This window comes from Plantactinospora sp. ZYX-F-223 (genome assembly GCF_039649625.1).
Lineage (GTDB): Bacteria > Actinomycetota > Actinomycetes > Mycobacteriales > Micromonosporaceae > Plantactinospora.
Genome location: NZ_JBDJAV010000018.1, coordinates 49,842 through 67,971, shown reverse-complemented (window position 1 = coordinate 67,971; position 18,130 = coordinate 49,842). Strand labels below are relative to the sequence as shown.

The window sequence follows — 18,130 nt, the reverse complement described above, 5'->3', positions numbered from 1 at the left end:
CTGCCTGACCGGCCGGGCGGCCGGGCTGCCGGCCCGGCGGCGCGCGCCGCAGGCGGATGTCTCAGTCGCCCGTCCAGCGCCGCAGTTCGCGGCGGGCCAGCGCGGCCCGGTGCACCTCGTCCGGGCCGTCGGCGAGCCGGAGGGTACGGGCACCGGCCCAGAGTGCGGCCAGCGGGGTGTCCTGGCTGACCCCGGCCCCGCCGTGCGCCTGGATCGCCTTGTCGATCACCCACTCCGCCATCGCCGGAGTCACGATCTTGATCGCCTGGATCTCGGTGTGCGCGCCCTTGTTGCCGACCGTGTCCATCAGCCAGGCGGTCTTCAGCACCAGCAGCCGGGCCTGCTCGATCCGCACCCGCGACTCGGCGATCCACTCCTGCACCACGCCCTGCTCGGCCAGGGGCCGGCCGAACGCCACCCGCGCGGCGGCCCGCCGGCAGAGCAGTTCCAGGGCGCGTTCGGCCATCCCGACCAGGCGCATGCAGTGGTGGATCCGGCCCGGACCGAGCCGCGCCTGGGCGATCGCGAAGCCGTCACCGGGCCCGCCGATCAGATGGTCCACCGGCACGCGTACGCCGTCGAAGCTCACCTCGGCGTGCCCGCCGTGCGCGCCGTCGGAGTAGCCGAAGACGGTCAGGCCACGCCGCACCGTCACGCCCGGGGCGTCCCGCGGCACCAGCACCATGCTCTGCTGCCGGTGCCGGGGCGCCTCCGGATCGGTCTTGCCCATCACGATGAAGATCCCGCAACGCGGGTCCATCGCCCCGGTCGACCACCACTTCCGCCCGGTGACGACGTATTCGTCGCCGTCCCGCTCGATCCGGGTGGCGATGTTGGTGGCGTCCGAGGAGGCCACCTCCGGCTCGGTCATGCAGAACGCCGAGCGCAGCTCGCCGTCGAGCAGCGGGCGCAGCCAGCGCTCCCGCTGCGCCGGGCTGCCGAAGTCGGCCAGCAGCTCCATGTTGCCGGTGTCCGGGGCGGCGCAGTTGAGCGCCTCCGGGGCCAGGTGCGGGCTGCGGCCGGTCAGTTCGGCGAGCGGGGCGTACTGGAGGTTGCTGAGCCCGGCGCCGTACTCGGGATGCGGCAGGAAGAGGTTCCACAGTCCCCGGCGCCGGGCCTCGGCCTTGAGTTCGGCCATGATCGGTGGCCGGCTCCACTGTCCGGCCCCGGTCGTCGGGTCGGTCGCGGCGGCGACCTGCTCGGCGTGGACCGGCTCGGCCGGCAGGATCCGGTCGGTCAGGAAGTCGTGCAGCGCCTCGTGCAGCTCGGCGGTGCGCGCGTCGAACCCGAAGTCCATCGGTGCTCCTCGGCAGTTCAGCTCGGCGGGTTTTCCGGTGTGTGCCTCTCGGGCCGGTGCGGGCGCCGGTGCGGCGGTCCCGGGTGGGTCCGGCGGTTGCCCGGCTCGGCCGCGACTTCCGGCAGCAGGCTGGTCAGTTTCGGTGAAACGCGGTCAGGCCGTACGCGACCAGCGGGGCGACGAGGGCGCCGATCCGGTCGAACCCCTCGCCGACGGTCTGCCCCAGGGTGTGCCGGTAGTGGATGCCCTCGCAGATCACGGCGAGCTTGAAGCAGCCCAGCGCGACGTGCCAGTCCAGCGGGCCGACGTCGACGTCGCTGCGGGCCGCGTACCGGTCGATCAGCTCGGCGCCGGAGGGGAAGCCGGCGCGCGGACCGAGCCCGTCGGCGACCGGGTTGCCGTCGGCCGCGTCGGAGTCGCCGAGCACCTCCCAGTAGGTCAGCAGCAGGCCGAGGTCGGCGAGCGGGTCGCCGAGGGTGGCCATCTCCCAGTCGAGTACCGCCCGGATCGTCACCGCCGGGCTCTCCGACGTGGCGCCCGGGGCGGGCCCGCATTCGGCGATCAGGTTGTCCAGGCGGTAGTCGCCGTGCACGATCCGCCCGGCGTTGCAGCCGTCCGGCGCGGTCGCGGCCAGCCGTCGGCGCAGCTCGTCGATGCCGGGCAGCGGCCGGCTGCGGGACCGGTCGAGCTGCCCGCCCCAGCGGCGTACCTGCCGGGCCAGGAAGCCCTCCGGCCGGCCGAAGTCGGCCAGTCCGACGGCGGCCGGGTCGACGGTGTGCAGCGTCGCCAGCACGTCCATCATGACCAGTGCGAGCGCCCGGCGCTGGGCCGGGGTCAGCGGGTCGGTCTGGCTCCGGCTCCGGTAGACCACCCCGGGGACCCGGGCCATCAGGTAGAACGGCGCACCGAGCACCGCCTCGTCGGCGCAGTGCAGCAGGGCGGCCGGCACCGGTACCCCCGTCGGGGCGAGTGCCGAGATCACCCGGAACTCCCGGGCCATGTCGTGCGCGGTGGCCAGCACGTGCCCGAGCGGGGGCCGGCGGAGCACGAACTCCTGGTCGCCGGCCCGGACCAGGTAGGTGAGGTTGGACCGGCCGCCGGCAATGAGTTCCGCCCGGAGCGGGCCGGTCAGCAGGTCGGGGCGGTGCGCCGCGAGATGCCCGGCCAGCCGGTCGAGGTCGAGCCCGGACGGCGACCCGGCGGGTGGCTCCGGCCGGACGGCGGTGGCCGGCGGATCGGTCATCCCGACAGTTGATGGCATCTGGCGGTCGGAGTCAAGCCCGGGCCGCCGGGCGCAGCATCCGCTCCGCTGCGGGGATGGGACCGGGGCCTCGCCGAGCTGGCCCGCCCGGGGCGGCACCGTACGTCTTCGGGGCGAACACGGGTTGTTGCTGCCGGGACATGCCGCTGCAACAGGGGCGAAATGGTCATCGGGCAGCCTGGTTGACAGCTCGCCGGCGGAACGCGCGCCGGTCCGCCGACGGAGGGGACGGACATGTTGCTGAGGGTTCGGGTGACCCTGCCGGATCGACCCGGAACGCTCGGTCAGGTCGCTCGCACGCTGGGCGTCGCGGGTGCCGACATCGTTGCGGTGGTGGTGTTGGAGCGGCTGGGCGGTCGAGCCGTCGACGACTTCACGGTGGTCTGGCCCGGTGCCTCCCGGGTCGACCGGCTCTGTGCCGGGCTCGGCGCGATTCCGGGGGTACGGGTCAACGGCATGTGGCGGGCGATCGGCGCGCCGACCGGCGGGGGACAGGACGCCGAGCTGCTCGCCCAGATCGCTGCGAACCCGGCCGACGGGCTGGCCACGCTGGTCGACGCGGTACCCGGCCTGCTGGCCGCCGACTGGGCCGCCGCGGCGGTGGTGCCCGCGGACTGGGCGGCGCGGACCGGGATGGGCGCGGGGACGGTCCGGGGCAGCGGCGCGCCCGCGGTGGCGTACGCGAGCTGGCGGGCGCCGAGCCCGCTCCAGTTGCCCGAGGTGACCCCGTTGCGGGCCCGCTCGGTGAACGGACCGGCCGGCACCCACTACGCGGTCGCCCCGTTCGGCCGGGCGGGGCTGGTGCTGATGCTGGCCCGGGTGGACGGCGACGGGCTGGCGGCGGCCGGTTTCCACGTCACCGAGGTCGACCGGATCGCCCAACTGGTGCGGGCCGCCGCGACGATCCTCGGCGACCGGCTCGACCTGGTCAGCGCGCCACCGGCGGCGACCGAGCCGGCCCCGCCATCGGAGGTGGACGGGTCGGCTCCGGCGCTGGCGATGCCGCCGGTGGCGGTACCGGCGACGGCTGCGGCAGCGGCGCAGCGCGCCTTCCCCGGGCCGCAGACGCTGGCCGGGCCGGCGGCACCGGCGAAGCCCGGTCCGGCCGGTGGACCGGAGATGACCGCGGCGCTGGCCTCCGGCTCCGCCGTGGCGCCGGTAGGTCCGGCCGCCTTCGCCCCGGCGAGCGGGCGACTGCCGGCGATCATGACCCGTCACGGCTGGGCAATCGACGGGTAACAGCAGGCGGGCAGGCTGGCACCGGAAAGGAGTTGCGATGACACTGTGGCGGATCAGGGCGACGGTGGCCGACCGGCCGGGATTCCTCTCCGTACTCACCGCCAGCCTGGCGTTGCGCGGGGTGAACATCCTCACCGTTCAGGTGCACACCACCGAGGCGGGGGCGGTCGACGACTTCCTGGTGGACGCGCCGGCCGAGTTGACCGCGGACGACCTGGTGGCGGCGGTGGAGCGCGGCCGCGGGCGGAACTGCTGGGTGGCCCGCAGCGAGGCGCAGGGCCTGGCCGACCAGCCGACCCGGGCACTCGGCCTGGCCAGCCGGCTGGTACGCGATCCGGACGGGCTCGGCGAGTCGCTGCGCAGCCTGCTCAACGCCGACTCGGTCACCTGGCGGCCGGTGGCCTCCGGCCCGGCGGGTCCGGGACACGGCGCCGGGACGATGCGGCTGCCCGACCCGTGCGGCGGCTCCTTCGAGGTGCTCCGGACAGCCCCGAGCTTCACCCCGGCCGAGTACGCCCGCGCCCAGGCGCTGGTGGACCTGGCCGGTGCGGTGGCGCGGCAGGCCGCCGACCGGGTGACCCTGGTGCTGCCGGACGGCGCCGAGCTGACCGTACGTCCCGCCGTCCCCGACGACCTGCCGGCGGTGCTGGCGATGCACCACCGCTGCGCGGCGCGGAGCCTGCTCCGGCGCTATCCGGGGCGGGGTGCGGCGCCGCCGGAGCGGCTGCGCCGGCTGCTCTCCCCGGCGCACGGGGTAACGCTGCTGGCGCTGGCCGGTGGCGCGGACGGTCAGCCCGAGCGGGTGGTGGCGATGGCGAACCTGGCGCCCGAGGGGGTGCTCGCCGAACTCGCCCTGCTGGTCGAGGAGGGCTGGCAGCGCCGCGGCCTCGGTGCCGCGCTGCTGCGCCGCCTGGTCGGGTACGGCACCCGGGCCGGCTACGCCGCGCTGCTCGCGCACACCCCGGCCGACAACGTGGGGATGCTGCGCCTCCTGGACCGGCTCTGCCGGCCGGGCGCGGTCGACCGGGACGGCGAGCTGCTGACCGTCACGGTCCCGCTGCACGACCCGCGGGCCGTGCCGGTCTCCGCTGCCGAGACTCCCGCCGCTGCCGAGACTCCCGCCGCTGCCGAGACTCCCGCCGCCGCCGAGGCGTAGCGGCGCGGCACAGACCCGGCGGTCCGGTCCTGGTTCGGGACCGGACCGGCGGAACCGCCTGACTGGGGCGAGACGGAAGGGGCCCCTCCGGTAGGACGGCCGGAGGGGCCCCTTCCCGGGTGCCCGGCCGGTGGCCGGGCGTCCGGGCTCTCAGGTGGCCGGGCTCTCAGGTGGCCGAGCTGTCGGGTGGCCGGGCTGTCAGGTGGCCGGGTAGCTGCTGTAGTCCGGGAAGTTGCCGTACAGCCGCTGGGCCGAGGAGCTGACGGTGACGGCCTGCACCAGCAGGTCGCCGCCGACGAAGGCGCCCTTCCAGGAGGCGCCCCGGCCGCCGAACGGCTCGTCCCGGTCGCCCCGGGACCGGGGCTTGTTGATACCCACCTTGAACGCCTGGAGGTCGACCGCGAGCTTCGCCGCCTTCTCCTCGTCGTCGCAGGCGAGGCTGGCCACCAGGGCGCCGTTGCTGGCGTTCATCGCGGCCAGCAGCTCGTCCGGGGTGTCCACCACCACGATGGTGTCGACCGGGCCGAACGGCTCCGCGTGCATCAGCCGGGACCGGCCGGGCGGGGCCAGCAGCACCGACGGGGCCACGTACGCCGAGGTGTCCTGGCCGGCCAGGAACGGGGCCCCGTCCAGCCGTCCCCGGTAGAGCGGCACCGCGCCGCCCCGGACCGCCTCGTCCACCCTGCGGCGCAGCTCGTCCGCCTTGGCGGCGCTGATCAACGGGCCGAAGTCGAGCTCCGGCAGCGGGTCGCCCTCGGCCCAGCTCTCCTCCACGGCCAGCGGGTGGCCGAACCGGACCGAGCGGACCACCGGCAGGTACATGTCGAGGAACTGGTCGACCAGCTCCCGCTGCACCACGAAGCGCGGGTACGCCGTGCAGCGCTGCTTGCCGTACTCGAAACCCTTCTTCAGGTGCTTGGCGAGGCTGTCCCACTGCGAGAACTCCCAGATGCCCCAGGCGTTCAGCCCCTCCTGCTCGATCATGTGCCGCTTGTCGGTGTCGAGCAGCGCGGCGGCGACCTTGCCGCCGTTGGACCGGCCGCCGACGAAGGCCACCGCGCCGATCTCGGGGGCCCGGACCAGCACCTCGGAGAGTTCCTCGCCACCGCCGCTGAGCAGGGTGGCGGGCAGTCCGGCCCGGCGCATCAGCGCGTGCGCCACGGTGAGGCAGACCGCCCCGCCCTGGGACGGCGTCTTGGCGATGACCGCGTTGCCGGCGAGCAACTGCACCAGCTCGGCGTGCACCAGAACGCTCATCGGGTAGTTCCAGCTCGCGATGTTGCTGACCGGCCCGGCCAGCGGTTCCCGGCCGTCGGCCAGCATCCGGTCGATCTCCTCGACGTACCACCGCACGCCGTCCAGCGCCCGGCCCACGTCCGCGCAGGCCAGCCGCCACGGCTTGCCGATCTCCCAGACCAGCAGCAGAGCCAGCAGATCCCGGTGCACGGTCAGCTCGTCGAGCGCCTCGACCACCCGGGCCTTGCGGTCGGCCAGCGGAGTCTCGGCCCAGTCGCGGTGCTCGGCCGAGGCGAACGCGACGGCGGCCCGGGCCGACTCCGCGTCCAGCCGGGACAGGTTGGCCAGTACGGTGCTGTCCACCGGGGTACGCACCGGGCTGGGCGTACCGACCGACTGCCAGCTGCCCTCGATCAGGTTGCGCAGCGTGACGGTGCCGTCGGGTCGGCCGGCGTCGAGGTCGAACGCTTCGGGGGTCGTCCGCACCGCCCGGGCCAGGGTCTCCGGCCAGGCGGTGCCGTCGGCAAGGCGCAGTGCCATCGCTGTCTCCTCAGGGTCGTCGGCCGGCTGAGCCGTCGGTGTGCAGGGCTCGCCGGGGCCGGAACGATCAGCGTGCGGCGGCGTCGATGGCACCGCTGATCTGGGGTTTTGTCTCCCTGATCTGGGCGTACTGTCTCCCGGGGCGTGCGGCGGCGGCAACCGTACGCCCGTATCCCAGGACGGGAGTCCCGCCGGTTGGCCCGGGCATCCGGCTAGCTGAGTCGCCGATCAGCCCACTGAGCTGGGGAAACGATGTCTCGTCATCGAGGATGTTGGATGCTGTGAGGATCGTCAACGAAGAGGAAAGGGCTTTCCTCTGGACGTCCCGGTGGTCCTCCGCTGCCCGGCGGCCGGAGGTGTCGCCGGTTTGGGTCCTTCACAAACCGGCAATGGCGCGGTTACATTGTCTGCTATCCATGGGAGCGCTCCCGGGCTCCGGTGGACCGAGATCCAAACCCCTCGCCCGGCACCACCGCAGCACAGTTTTCCCAGGCCCCAGCACCCGCGTCGTGCACCGCGCAGGGAGAGGGGCGGATGCGCCCACATCCGCCCCTCGTGTCCTCCGCTACGCGTCGCCGCGCGCGGCTCCACGGACAGGAGCGATTCTAGTGCGCGACCGCATTGCCCCGGCCCGGCCGAACGGGCAACGTCCCCGGCCCGGTCCCCGGCCCAAGCCAGGCGCCCGGCAACGCCTCGACGGTCGGCAGCGACCGGACGGCCGGCAGCGGCCCGACCGCGGCCAGCGGCCGGGCCGCTGGTACCTCCGCGCGGTGGCCGCCGGCGCCACGGCACTGGCCGCCGCCGCGGCGGCGGTGCTGACCGGGGTCGCGCCGGCCGCCGCCGACGTGCCGACGACGGCCGGCGCGCCGGCCGCGACCGGATCGGCGCCGGCCCTGGCCGCCGCGCCGGCCTTCAACTACGCCGAGGCGCTACAGAAGTCGCTCTACTTCTACGAGGCGCAGCAGTCCGGCGCGCTGCCCGACTGGAACCGGGTCTCCTGGCGCGGCGACTCGGCGCTGACCGACGGCTCCGACGTCCGGCTGGACCTCACCGGTGGCTGGTACGACGCCGGTGACCACGTCAAGTTCGGCTTCCCGATGGCGTTCAGCGCCACCATGCTGGCCTGGGGCGCCGTCGAGTACCGCAGCGGGTACCAGTCCTCCGGCCAGCTCCCGCACCTGCTCAACAACCTGCGCTTCGTCAACGACTACTTCATCAGGGCGCACCCGGAGGCCAACGTCCTCTACGGACAGGTCGGCAAGGGCGACGACGACCACAAGTGGTGGGGGCCGGCCGAGGTGCTGCCGATGGCGCGGCCGGCGTACAAGATCGACGCGAGCTGCGGCGGCTCGGACCTGGCCGGCGAGACGGCGGCGGCGATGGCCGCCTCCTCGATGGTGTTCCGGCCCACCGACCCGGCCTACGCGGACCGGCTGGTCACGCACGCCCGCCAGCTCTACAGCTTCGCCGACAGCGTGCGCCGGGCCTACCACGAGTGCATCACCGACGTGACGAACTTCTACCGGTCCTGGAGCGGCTATCAGGACGAACTGGTCTGGGGCGCGATCTGGCTCTACCGGGCCACCGGGGACGCCAGCTACCTGACCAAGGCGGAGACCGAGTACGACCGGCTCGGCACCGAGCCGCAGCAGAGCACCCGGCTCTACAAGTGGACGGTGGCCTGGGACAACAAGCAGTTCGGCGCGTACGTGCTGCTGGCCAACCTGACCGGGAAGCAGAAGTACGTCGACGACGCGAACCGCTGGCTCGACTACTGGACCGTCGGGGTGAACGGGGAGAAGGTGCGCACCTCCCCGGGCGGGATGGCGGTGCTGGACACCTGGGGCGCGCTGCGGTACGCCGCCAACACCGCGTTCGCGGCCCTGGTGTACAGCGACAAGACCACCGACGCGACCCGGAAGATCCGCTACCACGACTTCGCGGTCCGGCAGATCAACTACGCCCTCGGCGACAACCCGCGCAACTCCAGTTACATGATCGGATTCGGTGCCAACCCGCCGCGCAACCCGCACCACCGCACCGCGCACGGCTCCTGGTGGGACAGCATGCAGGTGCCGGAGGCGACCCGGCACACCCTGTACGGCGCGCTGGTCGGCGGGCCGTCCTCGCCGAACGACGCGTACACCGACAGCCGGTCGGACTACGTGATGAACGAGGTCGCCACCGACTACAACGCCGGGCTCACCTCCGCGCTGGCCCGGCTGATCTCCGAGTACGGCGGCACGCCGCTGGCGAACTTCCCGCCGGCCGAGACGCCGGACATCGACGAGATCACCGTGGAGACCACGGTGATGCAGGCCGAGCCGAGGGCGACCGGGATCAAGGCGATCGTCTACAACAAGTCTGCCTACCCGGCCCGGGCGCTGACCGACTCCTCGTTCCGGTACTACTTCCGGCCCGAGGGGAGCAGCGCGATCCAGGTGACCAGCGGCTACACCCAGGGCTGCCCGGCACCGACCAGCGCCCGGCAACTCTCCGGCGACATCTGGTACGTCGAGGTCGACTGCTCCGGCTACACCATCGCCCCGGCCGGCCAGTCGGCGCACCGGATGGAGGTGCAGTTCAAGATCGGGGTGCCCGAGGGGGGCACCTGGGATCCGAGCAACGACCCGTCGTACCAGGCCGCCGCCGGGCCGAACCCGAAGCTGGCGCTCTATGAGGGCGGCGCGCTGATCTGGGGCGCCGAACCGGCACCGTCGGCTCCGGACAACACCGCGCCGAGCACGCCGGGTACCCCCACCGCCGCCGCCGTGACCGCTGGCGGAGCCACCCTGAGCTGGACCGCCGCCACCGACGACGTCGGGGTCACCGGCTACGACGTGTACCGGGAGAACGGCGCCAGCGACGTCCTGCTCGGCTCGGCGGCCACGCCGACGTTCGCGGTGACCGGGCTGGCGGCCGGGACGGCGTACCAGTTCTACGTGGTGGCCAGGGACGCCGCCGGCAACCGCTCGACGGCGTCGGCGCCGGTCTCGGTGACCACCCCGAGCGGCCCGGCCGGCGGCTGCCGGATCGGCTGGACCGGCAACGAGTGGAGCACCGGGTTCAGCGGCACGATCACGATCACCAACACCGGGACGAGCACGGTGCAGGGCTGGACGCTGGAGTTCGCCCTCACCGCCGGACAGCGGATCACCCAGGCGTGGTCGGCGACCGTGACCCAGTCCGGTACGGCGGTCACCGCCACCAACCTCGGCTACAACGGCACGCTCGCCCCGGGCGCCTCGACCAGCTTCGGATTCAACGGCACCTCCACCGGCAGCAACCCCCGGCCGACGTCGTTCACGCTCAACGGCGCGGCCTGCGCGACCGGCTGATCCGTCCCTTGGCCGGTCCCCGCCGGGGCCGTCGGGCGGTAACCAGCAGGCTGCCCGACGGCCCCGGTCCGGTGGATCGGGCTAATGCAGCGGCTCGGCGGCCTTGGCGGTCGCCTCGTCGAGCCAGTCGAGATACCACCGGGCGAAGCCGACCCGCTCGCCGTGCGGGCCGGCCAGCGGAGTGAAGCCGCCGTCGTCGGCGCTGTCGTCGGCCCACATCGCGCCCCGTTCCGGGCCGCTGACCACCAGCAGGTGCCGGTACGCGCAGCCGAGGTGGCACAGGTAGACGGTGCCGACCGTGTGCGACGGGTCGTACGCCACCCGGTCGTGCAGCTCCCAGTAGGCGTCCTCGGCCGCGTTGAACTCCTCGACCGTGCCGAAGTCCTCCTCGTCCGGCGGCTCCGGCAGCTCGGCCGCCGGGTTGAACGGGCCGGTGTGCGGAAACGGCTCGGCGAGGGTCGCGAGCTCGGTGAGGTCGGCACCGTCACCCTCCCAGCGCCAGCGACCGTCCACCCGGCGCAGCGGAAAGAGGCCGTAGAACGGGCCCGCCCCGCCCCGGCTCACCTCCAGCAGGAAGCCACGGTAGTCCTCCGGCAGCCGCACGCCGAGCTGCTCCTCCAACTCCGCCAGCTCGGCCGGGCGGAGCGGTGGTTCGAGCCGCCATCCGTGTCCGTTCGCGCCGAAGACCTTGGCGTCGGGCGTACGGGAGAGCGCGGCCACCCGGTCGCGTACCCCGGACCAGTCGATGTTCGTCACGGGCCGGACCCTATCGGGGCGGTCCGACGGATCCGCGGCCCCTCGGCCGGCGCCCCCGCCCGTCGTCGCGGCCCGGACCCGGTCAGAGTCCGCGCTGGGCGGCGAGCCGGTCCACCGCCTCCTTCGCCTCCCGCAGCCCGTCGCCGGTGGCCTCCCGGTACGCCTTGACGGCCGCGATCTTCTCTCCCCGCTCCAGGTGCGCCACCACCTGCGGCAGCGCCGGCTCGGGCAGGGCGAGGCCGAGATGCCCGAGCACCAGGTCGAGTTTGGTCTCGACCCGGCGGAGCCGGGCGGTGGTTTCCCGCTGGCGCCGGGCGGCCGACGACATCTCGGTCAGCACCAGCACGAGCAGGGGGAGCGCGACGACAGGAACCAACCAGGAATCCATGGCACGGTATTCAAGCAGAGGACGTCGGCGGTGTCTCCGGTCGGCTGCGCCGGCTCTCGGCGAGGTTGGCCAGCGCGGTGACCGTGTGCGGGTGCTCCTCGCCCAGGGCGTGCCGCAGCCCCTCGGCCGCCTCCTCGTGCAGTTGCCGGGCCAGCGCGAGGTCACCGCGGGCGCCGGCGAACACGCCCAGGTTGTCGATCGCGATCAGCGTGTCGGGATCACCCGCGCCGCGTACCTCCCGGGACAGCCGGACCGCCTCGGCGGCCAGCTCGTACGCCGCGTCGACCTCGCCCAACCGGAACAGGCACTGGGCGAGGTTGTCCATCGAGGTGAGCGTCTCGGGATGGGTCGTGCCGCGCAGCCGGCGGGCGGCGGCCAGCTCCCGCTCGTGCAGCTCGCGGGCCCGGGGCAGGTCGCCGGACGCCTGGAGCACCAGGGCCAGGTTGTTGACCGCGTACCAGGTCACCGGGTGGTCGTCGCCGAGCACCCGGCCGGAGAGTTCCACCACGCGCTCGCCCAGCTCGCCCGCCTCCGCCAACTCGCCGAGCCCCCGCCGTACGTCGACCAGGTTGCTCAGCAGCGCGATCGACTGCGGGTTGGCGTCCCCCCACTGCCGCTGGGCCAGCGAGACCGCTTCGGTCAGCGCCTCGGCGGCGGCGGCGAGCTGCCCGCGGGCGACCAGAGCAGCGGCCCGCCGGCCGCGCCGGTGCACCCGGAACATGGTCGTCCAGTCCCGCAACCCCGCCACGGTCACCTCCGGCCTCCGGGGAATCGGCGCGGATCACTCTACGCGCCCCCGGCCAGTACGGCGGGGGCCCGTCCGATGTGGACGGCGCCGCCGCCGGTGCCCGGGTCACGGGGCCGGCGGCGGCGACTCGTCGGAGCCGTTTCAGCGGGTCCGCAGCCCGTACCCGTACGGGAAGAGCGGGCGGTAGTCCCGGTCGCCGACGTTGATCGGCACCTGCGCCTCGCTGCGCGGCCAGCTCACCGAGAGCCTGCCGGTGAACGGGCGACGACCGAAGAGGACGTCGGCCACGCCGGCACCCTCGCTGCCGGGCAGCCAGGAGGCGACCAGCGCGTCCATCTGACCGAGCTGGTCGGTGAGCACCTGCGGCCGGCCCGAGACGACGAGCACCACACAGGTGTCGATCGCGCCGCAGACCTTGTCGACGACCGCCTTGTCGCCGGGCTGGAGGGAGAGCGACTTCGCCTCCTGCTGCGGCGTCGTGCACCAGGTGCACTCCGGCCCGCCGACGTCACCGAAGCCCTCGGTGTACGGCGTCTCGCCGACCACCACGACGGCGACATCCGAGCCGGCGGTCGGGGCGGAGCCGTCCGCGCTGTACGTGACCTGGGCGCGCGGCGCCACCTCACGGATGCCCTCCAGGATGGTGGTACCCGGGATGATGTCGCCGGAGGCGCCCTGCCAGGTGATGGTCCAGCCGCCGGCCTGGTTGCCGATGTCGTCGGCGTTCCGGCCGGCGACGTAGATCTTGGCGTCCTTACGCAGCGGCAGTGCCCGGTCGCTGTTCTTCAGCAGTACCTGCGACTCGGCGACCGCCCGCCGGGCCAGTGCCCGGTGCTCGCGGCTGCCGACCTCGTCGACGTCGTCGGCGGAGGCGTACGGGCGCTCGAAGAGGCCGATCTCGAACTTGGCCCGCAGGATCCGGCGTACCGCGTCGTCGATCCGGGCCTGGCTGACCCGGCCGGCCCGCACCTCGGCGAGGAGCAGGTCGATGAACTGCTTGGCGTTGTTCGGCACCATGAACATGTCGATGCCGGCGTTGACCGAGGTCCGCACCTTGTACGCGGTCAGCCCGGCCACGGTCGGCTCGTCCGGGTCGGGGATCTGGTGGATGCCCTCCCAGTCCGAGATGACGAAGCCCTTGAACCGCTGCGCCCCCTTGAGCACGTCGGTGAGCAGCTCCTTGTGCGCGTGCATCTTGACCGGGTTGCCGACGCCGTCCTCGATCCAGTCCACACTGGAGAAGGACGGCATCACGCTGTCCACGTCGTGCCGGCGCAGCGCGGTCCAGAATGGCGCGAGGTTGGTCCGGGCGAAGTCGGCCCGGGTGGTGACGGTGACGCCCTGGTCGATGACGTACCGCTGGGAGCCGGACGGCAGGCTCTCGTTGGCGTCGGCGGCGGCCTGGTCGTACTCGGTGTCGCCGTCCCCGGCGTAGTGCTTGATGGTGGCCAGCACCCCGGCGTCGCGCAGCCCGTCGACGTAGCTGCTCATCTCGCCGACCAGCCCCGGTTCCTCGCTGAACGCCTCGTAGGCCCGGCCCCAGCGCTCGTCCCGGGAGACGCAGAGGCAGGGGGCGAAGTTCCACGGTATGCCGGTCGCCTTCACCTCCTCGCCGGTGGCCTTGCCGATCTGCCGGACGAGTTCCGGGTTCCGGGTCGCGCCGAGACCGATGTTGTGCGGGAAGACGGTGGCGCCGTAGACGTTGGAGTGCCCGTGCACCGCGTCGACGCCGTAGATGATCGGGATGCCCAGCCGGGTGCTCAACGCCTGCCGCTGGAAGCTGTTGATCATCGACACCCAGGCTTCCGGGGTGTTCGGGGTGGGGATGGAGCCGCCGCCGGAGAGCAGCGAGCCGAGGCCCCACTGGGCGACCAGCGTCGGGTCGGCGTCCACCGCCAGCCGCTCGGCCTGGGCCATCTGGCCGACCTTCTCCGGCAGGGTCATCCGGCCGAGCAGGTCGTTGACCCGCCGGTCGATCGGCAGCCTCGGATTGCGGTAGTCGGGCTTGCCGCCGTGGCCGCCGGAGCCGGCGACGGAGGCGGGGTCGGTGGACCCGGCGGGCGCCGCTGACGCCGCGCCGGTGGGCGGCAGCGAGACGACGAGCAGGCCGGTGAGCAGGGTTATCAGTGGTGTTCGGGATCGCGAGTGTGGACGCATGTCGAGCCCTCCAGAACGAAGTCGGGGTGCGCGCCAGGCCCGATCCTCCCGGTGACCATAAGACGGCGTCAATATCGGATGGTAAAGGTTCCTTCGTGAGAGCGCTCTATCCAGTGTGTTTCGTCCATCTTCATGGTTATTCATGCTGCCGTTGCTTTCCTGCCGGTAGTGGTGCAAGTCAGCTTCGCTCGCTCGCTTGCGGACGGACCCCGTTGTGCGCCGCCGCGCGACCCGGTGCCCGCACCGCTGGCATCGGATTGCCCCGGCCGGTGGGCTGGCCGGGTAACCCGCTCGGGGGTCCGGGATAGCTCCCCGGAGGGAGGTGCCGGATCGCCGGTACCGGGACCGTGGACCTCCGGAACGCCCGAACGGGCGACGAGCGAGGAGGACGCGATGAGGACGACGGGATATCGAATCGGGGCGGTGGCGGCAGCGGTCGCCATCGTGGTGACCGGGTCGGCGGCGTCGGCCGCACCCGGGCACCCGCCGGCACCGGTGGCCCGGGTGACGGGATCGGCGCAGATCTCGCTGCCGTACTGGCCGGACAGCGACGTCCGCGTGTTCACCTTCGACGCCGTCGGCACGCCGTACAGCCGGCCGATGCCGGGCGCGCCGGAGGGCCTGGCCACCGACGCGTCCGGGACGGTGCGCATCTCGCATCGGGTGGCCGAGGCGGGGATCACGGTCGGGATGGCGGCCCGGGTCGACTGCTTGGTGACCGGACCCGGCGTCGCCACCCTGACAGCCGTCGTGACGCAGGCCGACGAGCCGGTGGCGGACTGGGTCGGCAAGCGCCTCGGCTTCAGCGTCTACGACGCGGACCGGCACGGCACCGACCGGATGGGCTTCTCCTGGTCCGTGGTGAACGGGGAGCAGAACGAGAGCGGCGAGTGGGTCGAGGCGGGGGTCGGCACCTGCATGGGGCCGGGCCCGTTCGCCCCCGTCACCCGGGGCGACTACACCGTCCGGCACCAGGACCTGCTGCCACCGCCGGTTGGGCACTGACCCTTCTCGGGTACCTCCGGTCCGCCGGCTCCGGCGCGCGCGGACCGGAGGCGGCCCGGCGGACCGGCCTGCCCCGTCCGTGCACCCAATTCGACAGTCTCCGATCCGGGGAAGACCGGCCGCCGACGGCGCCGACGGCACGTCGGCGGGATCGAGCGGCGCATCCGGGGGCGCGATCCGGATCCGGCGTACGGAGGTGTTCGTCGCAGGGAGTGGATCGACGGTTGACAGCGCGTCGGTGTTCTATCAAGATCTACTTTGTGCGAGGCGCCTTTCTGACCAAGCGGGGTCACATCGACCTCCTGCGCGTCGCCAGCGCCGCCTGTCGACCGTCCCTCTGACGCCGGGCTCCAATTCCGTTCCGCCCTGCCGGCGGCGTTTCCCGATCCGTGGGTCTCCGGCCCCTGCGGCGGCGTCCGCCCGCACGGCAATTCCCCCTCTCCTGATCGGAGTACTGTCCTTCATGCTCAGACGTCCCTATCCCCGGCTCGCCGCCGCGCTGGTCGCCGCCGCGCTGCTCGGCACGGCGGTCTGGACCGGACCGGCGTACGGGTCCGCGCTCCCGGCCGTACCGGCGCTTCCCGTCGACCTTTCCGACGTCCGGGGCTACCCCCGGCAGAACGTGCTGCCGGTCTGGCCGGACAACCCGAACGACGCCTCGATCCCGATCGGCGTCACGCCGTACGACGAGATCGCGCCCAAGCTGAACGCGTTGCAGGAGGCCAGCGACCGGGTCTCCGCCCGGGTAGCCGGAAAGTCCTCCGGGGGCCACGACCTCTACGCGGTCACGGTCACCGCGCCGGAGAGCCGTGCCGAGGCGCGCCAGCAGGAGCAGTGGAAGCGCCTGATCGAGGAGGACCCGGTCCGGGCCCGCAGCGACCGCCGGCTGCTCCGCGACTACAAGACCCCGCTCTTCGTCAACGCCAACATCCACGGCAACGAGTGGGAGGGCACCGACGCCGCGCTGCGGGTCATCGAGGAGTACGCCACCAGTACCGACCCGGCGATCGTCACGCTGCTCAAGCGGAACCGGCTGGTCTTCAACATCACCTCGAACCCGGACGGCCGGATCGCCGGCACCCGGCAGAACGCGGCCGGCTACGACCTCAACCGCGACCTGACCATCGTGTCGCAGCCGGAGACCAACCTGATCCGCGAGCTGATCATCGACACCAAGCCGATCATCACGCTCGACCTGCACGGCTACGTCAACCCGACGCTGCTGCACCCGAGCACCCCACCGCACAACGTCAACAACGAGTACGACCTCTACATCAAGCACGGGCTGCCGAACGCGCTGGCGATCGAGGAGGGGCTGCGTGCCCTCGGCTACCCGGAGACCCAGCGGGCCCGGATCCCGTTCCGGGACGACGAGCCGGGCGTCTGGGACGACTTCCCGCCGATCTACGTACCGTCGTTCGCGATGTTGCAGAGCAGCATCCCGTACACCATCGAGGCGCCGCTGAACCCGCGCGGCAACCTCAGCCCGGAGGAGAAGGTACGCCGCTCCGGCATCAACACCGACGTGCACGAGGTGGCGATCAAGACCTCGTTGCGGTACATCCAGGAGCACCGCGACCAGGTGATCTTCGACCAGGCCGAGGTCTACCGGCGCGGCTGGGCCGGTGAGCCGCTGCGCGACATCCCGGACGGCTATGTGCCGGGCTGGGGCCCGGAGGACGACTACCACACCACCTTTCCCCGGGCGTACGTGATCCCGACCGGCCCCGGCCAGCACTCCGAGACCGCCGCGGCCCGCCTGGTCGACCTGCTGGTCGGCAGCGGGGGCCGGGTCTGGAAGGCGAAGAAGGACTTCCGGGCGGACGGGAAGTCGTACCGGGCCGGCTCGTACGTGATCGACCTGCACCAGCCCAAGCGCGGCCTGGTCAACTCCCTGCTCGAACCCGGCATCGACCTGACCGGGCGGGTGGACGACCTCTACGCCGGCCCGGCCGCCTGGAGCCAGGGGCTGACCTGGGGTGCCACCGTCGACACCCTGTGGAACCGCCTCCCCGACGTACGCCTGGAGCGCACCTACGACGGCACGGCCGACGGCGACCTGCCCGAAGGCAACGTCGACCTGCGGCTGGACATCCAGGACGGCGCCGACCTGCTCGCGGTCAACTCCCTGCTGGGCAAGGGCGTCAAGGTCCACCGGCTGGCCGACGGCTCGGTGGTCGTCCCCGGTACCCCGGTCAACCGCTGGCTGGCCTGGACCGAGGCCCGCGAGCACGACGTGACCTTCACCCGTGCCCCGGCCCGCTGGCGCGGCACCCTGCTGGACGAGGTGGTCGTCGGCTACCTGGGCACGGTCGAGGACCGGGACACCCTGCTCGACACCGGCTTCGAGGCTCGCACGCTCACCGCGACCACCCTGGCCACCACCCTCACTGCCGACGTCGACGTCCTGCTGGTGGCGAGCAACGTCAACCTGGCGAACCTGACCCCGGAGAACCGCGCCGCGCTGGACGCGTTCCTGGCCCGCGGCGGCGGGGTGGTCGGGCTCGGCACCGCCGGGGCGGGCTTCGGCAACGCCGCCGGACTGCTCAGCGTCACCGCCACTGCCGGCGCCAGCCTGGCCAGCGGGGTGGCGAACATCGTCAACCGGGGCGGCCCGGTGACCGCCGGTGCTATCCCGCACGCGTTCATCAACGAGCCGGTCTGGTTCACCGACCTCGGCGCTGGAGTCACGGTCGAGCAGTCGTACGCCGCCGACCCGCTGCTCGCCGGCTGGTGGGCGGCGAACGAGGCCGGCACCACCGGCCAGGCCGCGGCGGCCGGGCAGGCCAGCATCGTGCGTACGGTCAGCCCGGGCGGCAACGGTGTGGTGCTGTTCGGCACGGACCCGACGTTCCGGCTGCACCCCAAGGGCCTGCACTCGCAGTTGGGCCGGGCCCTGCTCTGGGCGGCACAGCGCTGACCCGATCCGGATGACCGGGTGAGACCGGGGCCCGGTGTCCCGCACCCGGGCCCCGGGCGCGTCCGGCGACCGGTACGGGCCGGTCCCGG

11 protein-coding genes and 1 pseudogene are annotated in these 18,130 nt (G+C 73.2%); 5 read left to right on the top strand and 7 right to left on the bottom strand.

All coding sequences use genetic code 11. The annotated features are described in order from the left end of the window. Positions 1-61 precede the first annotated feature (61 nt). Complete coding sequence (locus AAH979_RS19465) at positions 62-1,297, bottom strand: acyl-CoA dehydrogenase family protein (protein WP_346259544.1); 1,236 nt, start codon at positions 1,295-1,297, stop codon at positions 62-64. Between the two features lie 133 nt (positions 1,298-1,430). Continuing rightward, positions 1,431-2,540 (bottom strand): phosphotransferase family protein, encoded by a 1,110-nt coding sequence (locus AAH979_RS19460; protein WP_346259543.1) that lies wholly within the window; start codon positions 2,538-2,540, stop codon positions 1,431-1,433. Positions 2,541-2,792: 252 nt separating this feature from the next. Here AAH979_RS19460 and AAH979_RS19455 point away from each other — a divergent pair. Together AAH979_RS19455 and AAH979_RS19450 are read left to right on the top strand one after the other, a co-directional pair. After that, a pseudogene (locus tag AAH979_RS19455) lies at positions 2,793-3,494 on the top strand (amino acid-binding protein); the annotation flags it as partial. Positions 3,495-3,834: 340 nt separating this feature from the next. Beyond that, the gene (locus tag AAH979_RS19450; protein WP_346259542.1) at positions 3,835-4,953 is read left to right on the top strand and encodes a GNAT family N-acetyltransferase; all 1,119 of its coding nucleotides are present in this window, start codon (positions 3,835-3,837) and stop codon (positions 4,951-4,953) included. A 198-nt stretch (positions 4,954-5,151) separates the two neighbouring features. Here AAH979_RS19450 and AAH979_RS19445 read toward each other — a convergent pair whose 3' ends face one another. Next, positions 5,152-6,729 carry an aldehyde dehydrogenase family protein gene (locus AAH979_RS19445; protein WP_346259541.1) on the bottom strand — a complete coding sequence of 526 codons (1,578 nt, stop codon included), beginning with the start codon at positions 6,727-6,729 and terminating at the stop codon, positions 5,152-5,154. A gap of 845 nt (positions 6,730-7,574) precedes the next feature. Between AAH979_RS19445 and AAH979_RS19440 the strand changes: the two genes are divergently transcribed. After that, positions 7,575-10,067, top strand: coding sequence for a glycoside hydrolase family 9 protein (locus AAH979_RS19440; RefSeq protein ID WP_346259620.1), 2,493 nt, complete (start codon positions 7,575-7,577; stop codon positions 10,065-10,067). Between the two features lie 81 nt (positions 10,068-10,148). On the opposite strand, the gene AAH979_RS19435 is transcribed toward AAH979_RS19440, so the two are convergent. The 4 genes from AAH979_RS19435 to AAH979_RS19420 form a co-directional block, all read right to left on the bottom strand. Further along, positions 10,149-10,823 carry an SMI1/KNR4 family protein gene (locus AAH979_RS19435; RefSeq protein ID WP_346259540.1) on the bottom strand — a complete coding sequence of 225 codons (675 nt, stop codon included), beginning with the start codon at positions 10,821-10,823 and terminating at the stop codon, positions 10,149-10,151. Positions 10,824-10,905: 82 nt separating this feature from the next. After that, complete coding sequence (locus AAH979_RS19430; RefSeq protein WP_346259539.1) at positions 10,906-11,211, bottom strand: hypothetical protein; 306 nt, start codon at positions 11,209-11,211, stop codon at positions 10,906-10,908. A 10-nt stretch (positions 11,212-11,221) separates the two neighbouring features. Beyond that, complete coding sequence (locus tag AAH979_RS19425; RefSeq protein WP_346259538.1) at positions 11,222-11,965, bottom strand: tetratricopeptide repeat protein; 744 nt, start codon at positions 11,963-11,965, stop codon at positions 11,222-11,224. A gap of 135 nt (positions 11,966-12,100) precedes the next feature. Then, complete coding sequence (locus AAH979_RS19420; RefSeq protein WP_346259537.1) at positions 12,101-14,116, bottom strand: glycoside hydrolase family 3 protein; 2,016 nt, start codon at positions 14,114-14,116, stop codon at positions 12,101-12,103. A 393-nt stretch (positions 14,117-14,509) separates the two neighbouring features. Here AAH979_RS19420 and AAH979_RS19415 point away from each other — a divergent pair, with 393 nt between their 5' ends. Together AAH979_RS19415 and AAH979_RS19410 are read left to right on the top strand one after the other, a co-directional pair. Next, the gene (locus AAH979_RS19415) at positions 14,510-15,121 is read left to right on the top strand and encodes a hypothetical protein (protein WP_346259536.1); all 612 of its coding nucleotides are present in this window, start codon (positions 14,510-14,512) and stop codon (positions 15,119-15,121) included. Between the two features lie 463 nt (positions 15,122-15,584). Further along, complete coding sequence (locus tag AAH979_RS19410) at positions 15,585-18,041, top strand: M14 family zinc carboxypeptidase (protein ID WP_346259535.1); 2,457 nt, start codon at positions 15,585-15,587, stop codon at positions 18,039-18,041. Positions 18,042-18,130 lie beyond the last annotated feature (89 nt).